Raw genomic sequence first — 3,192 nt, 5'->3', positions numbered from 1 at the left:
AGCCCGTCGGTACTTGCGAAAAACAAGAGAAACGCAGTTTTTCGCTTAGTATCCGTTACGTGGCGAGGCTAGCGGGAGCGTGCCCCGTTTCAGACCTATATTGCTTAGAAAATTTTTTTGATTTTTTACAACCCCTTATTTTAGAGTCTAGCGAGGAGAGTTTATACCACCGGCTGGAACTTCTTTCTCTTCAAATACTTTCCCTGATTCTCCAAAAGCACTTTGCCGCCCTTGGCAACCAGCTTTCCTCTCAGGAACACTTCTTCGATGCAGCCCTGAATTTCCAGTCCTTCCAATGGTGCATAGTCGGAGCGGGAAACCTGGTCTTCTTTGCGAATGGTTTTCTTCTTATTGGGATCCAGTAAAACGATGTCCGCGTCGGAGCCTTCCTGCAAAATTCCCTTTTCCGGATACATGCCGTAGAGCTTTGCGGGATTCTCGGAAAGAAGAGCCGCCATACGCTCCTTAGAAATTCGTCCCTTTACCACGCCTTCGGAGAAAATGACTTCTCCTCTGGTTTCCACACCGGGCATTCCGCCGGGGATTTTCCGGAAGTCCTCTTTGCCCAGATCCTTCTGCGCTAATGTGAAGGAGCAGTGGTCGGTACAAATGGTCTGGATTTCTCCATCGGCCAGAGCATTCCACAATGCCTCCTGGTCGGATTTTTTCCGAAGAGGAGGAGCAATCACATAACGGGCAGAGGTCTCAAAATCGGAATTGTACAGGTCATCGGTCATGGTAAGGTACTGGGGGCAGGTTTCTGCAAATACCACTTGCCCCCGTTTTCTAGCCTCTCGAATCTCATTTAATCCCTTTTCACAGGTCAAATGCACGTCAATAATGGGTGTGTCTACCACATCGGCAATATAGAGCATACGGTTAATGGCCTCCGCCTCCGCATCATCCGGACGGGAAAGATAGTGGGAAGATACGGATTTTCTCGTATTCTCGTCGGCGCTGTATTTTTTCTGTAAAGCCGCAATCATGCCGGTATTCTCGCAGTGCACGCCGGTGATTCCGCCCACTTCCTTCAGCCGCTTCAGAATGTAAAACATATCTTCGTCATCCACCTGAATGTCATAGGTCATATATACCTTGAAGGTGCTGAGACCTTCATCCATCATGTTCTGGCACTCTTTTTTCGTTTCCTCGTTCCAATCCGTAATGGACATGTGGAATCCGTAGTCGCAGGAAGCGCCTAAATCAGCCTTTTTCTGCCAATTTTTAAAGCCCTCCATCAGGGTTTCGCCCTTGTACTGGGTGCCGAAATCCACGATACTGGTGGTTCCGCCGGAAATGGCGGCCTTAGTGCCGGAGGGGAAGTTATCGCAGGTTACAGTGCCGGCAACATGCAGTTCAAAGTGGGTGTGGCAATCAATAAAGCCCGGGAAAATGAGCTTTCCGCGTGCATCAATCCGTTCTACAGCATTTTCGGAAGCTAAAGCCTTATCCTTTTCCGCCTGAAAATTAGGGCTGTCCTTTCGGAAAATTTTCTTGATTTTTTCTCCCTCTATCAAAATGTCTCCAAGGAAGCTCTCCCTTGGACTAACCAGGGTTCCGTTTTCAATTAGGATCATGATTCCTCCTTATCTATACAAGCAATCAGTAAAATGATTTTGGAATCGATTGCAAAGAAATTCCTCAAAAAATTATAGCACAATGCAAAAAAATGCATAGGGGCATTGCGAAAAGATAGAAACATATTTATTTTTCGCTGGACAAAGTTAGCATTAACTAATATAATCCCCTTTGTAGTTAGTTTATATTAACTAACCAAAGGGGAGAGGGAATGGAGAAGGATAATTTTTTTTGCAAAAGAAAAGAGGGCATAGAAGATTATATTGCAGAACATATCTGCTTGAATGCCCCGGTGATTACAGGACTTAAGCCTTCTGCCATTATCACGGTAACAAAGGCGGAAAAACAGATTTTGGAAGATTTGTTTTCAGGAACCGAGATTTGTGTGATTAGTCTTCATAGCGGGAAGAAGGAAAGCATTCTCCTATACCAAAGGGAAAAGCTGGAGGAGCTTCTGAGCAGAAAGGCTGTGCAGAGCTTTTTACAGAGCTTAGCTGTAGGCTATGAGAATTTCTCTTTAGAAGAAGTTTTCCGGCACTTCACAGAGCGTTTTGCCCGGTATAAGGAGAAACAGGCGGACTTTCCCCACGAGGTAGGCGTCTTCCTTGGCTATCCCCTTCGGGATGTGAAGATTTATATGAAGAATCCCCTGGCAAAAGCAAAGCTCACCGGCTATTGGAAGGTCTTTACCGAGGTGGAGAGCGCACTGGCTTGCTTCCAAGCCTATGATATGTGCATTCAAAGCTTTACCCTGATGCTGAAGTCCGGCTTAAGCTGTAGAGATTTGGTGATGGCTTATCACATTAAGAAGCGTCAGGTGGCTTAAGAGAAAAAAGCTACTGCACAAGAGCAGAAATCCATTAGAGGATGAACCTATAAGCAAAGAAATCTAAAAGGTAAGGAAGGGTAAAAGTTATAGTGTTGCGTTTGCAACAAATATATCCTAGTTAAGTGCTAGGATATAGACAAGAGGAAAAAGATATTTCCTCTAAAAGAGAAAAGACTTTCTCAATCAATTCACTTTACAAACCAAAGTATTGAATAATTCAATATTTTAGGCATAAAATCAAGGAGGACAAAAAGATGATTCATGTAGTATTTTTCAGCCAAACAGGAAACACAGAGGAGATGGCAAAGGCAGTAACTGAGGGAATCCAGGCAGCAGGCGGAGAGGCTAAGATGGTTAGCGTATCCGATATTTCCGCAGCGGACTTGGCAGGAGATGCAGTTTACGCATTAGGATGCCCTGCTATGGGAGATGAGGTGCTGGACGAGGGAGAGATGGAGCCCTTCGTAGAGGATTTACTCGGTTCCGTTTCCGGCAAGAAGATCGGACTTTTCGGATCCTATGACTGGGGCGATGGACAGTGGATGCGTGATTGGGAAGCAAGAATGACCGGTGCAGGTGCCGTAATGGTAGCGCCTCCCGTTATCTGCAACAACACTCCCGATGAGGAAGGACTGGCAAACTGCAAGGCTCTTGGAGAAGCTTTGGCAAAGGCTTAAGAGCGATTTAAAACCCTGAAGAAAAGCAAGAGGGTGTAAAAAATCAAAAAAGAAATTTTCTAAGCAATATAGGTCTGAAACGGGGCACGCTCTCGCTAGCTTCGCCAC

General features: G+C 45.6%; 3 protein-coding genes. 2 read left to right on the top strand and 1 reads right to left on the bottom strand.

What is annotated here, in order from left to right; translation table 11 throughout:
• Positions 1-161: 161 nt before the first annotated feature.
• Positions 162-1,577 (bottom strand): dihydropyrimidinase, encoded by a 1,416-nt coding sequence (gene hydA, locus RDQ32_RS10955; RefSeq protein WP_308580521.1) that lies wholly within the window; start codon positions 1,575-1,577, stop codon positions 162-164.
• Positions 1,578-1,789: 212 nt separating this feature from the next.
• Here hydA and RDQ32_RS10950 point away from each other — a divergent pair, with 212 nt between their 5' ends.
• Together RDQ32_RS10950 and RDQ32_RS10945 are read left to right on the top strand one after the other, a co-directional pair.
• A complete protein-coding gene (locus RDQ32_RS10950; RefSeq protein ID WP_308580519.1) occupies positions 1,790-2,404 on the top strand; it encodes a DUF3793 family protein in 615 nt (204 codons plus the stop codon).
• A 257-nt stretch (positions 2,405-2,661) separates the two neighbouring features.
• Complete coding sequence (locus RDQ32_RS10945; RefSeq protein ID WP_007158065.1) at positions 2,662-3,084, top strand: flavodoxin; 423 nt, start codon at positions 2,662-2,664, stop codon at positions 3,082-3,084.
• Positions 3,085-3,192 lie beyond the last annotated feature (108 nt).

It is taken from the genome of uncultured Oribacterium sp., from assembly GCF_902481605.1.
In the GTDB taxonomy this organism is placed as follows: Bacteria; Bacillota; Clostridia; order Lachnospirales; family Lachnospiraceae; genus Oribacterium; species Oribacterium sinus.
The sequence above is the reverse complement of the archived record's forward strand: the minus strand, read 5'-3'. Positions and strand labels throughout refer to the sequence as shown.

What these genes read in the sequence shown, in the direction of transcription:
- hydA (WP_308580521.1), bottom strand. Translation starts at nt 1,577, where the DNA reads ATGATCCTAATTGAAAACGGAACCCTGGTTAGTCCAAGGGAGAGCTTC.
- RDQ32_RS10945 (WP_007158065.1), top strand. Translation starts at nt 2,662, where the DNA reads ATGATTCATGTAGTATTTTTCAGCCAAACAGGAAACACAGAGGAGATG.
- RDQ32_RS10950 (WP_308580519.1), top strand. Translation starts at nt 1,790, where the DNA reads ATGGAGAAGGATAATTTTTTTTGCAAAAGAAAAGAGGGCATAGAAGAT.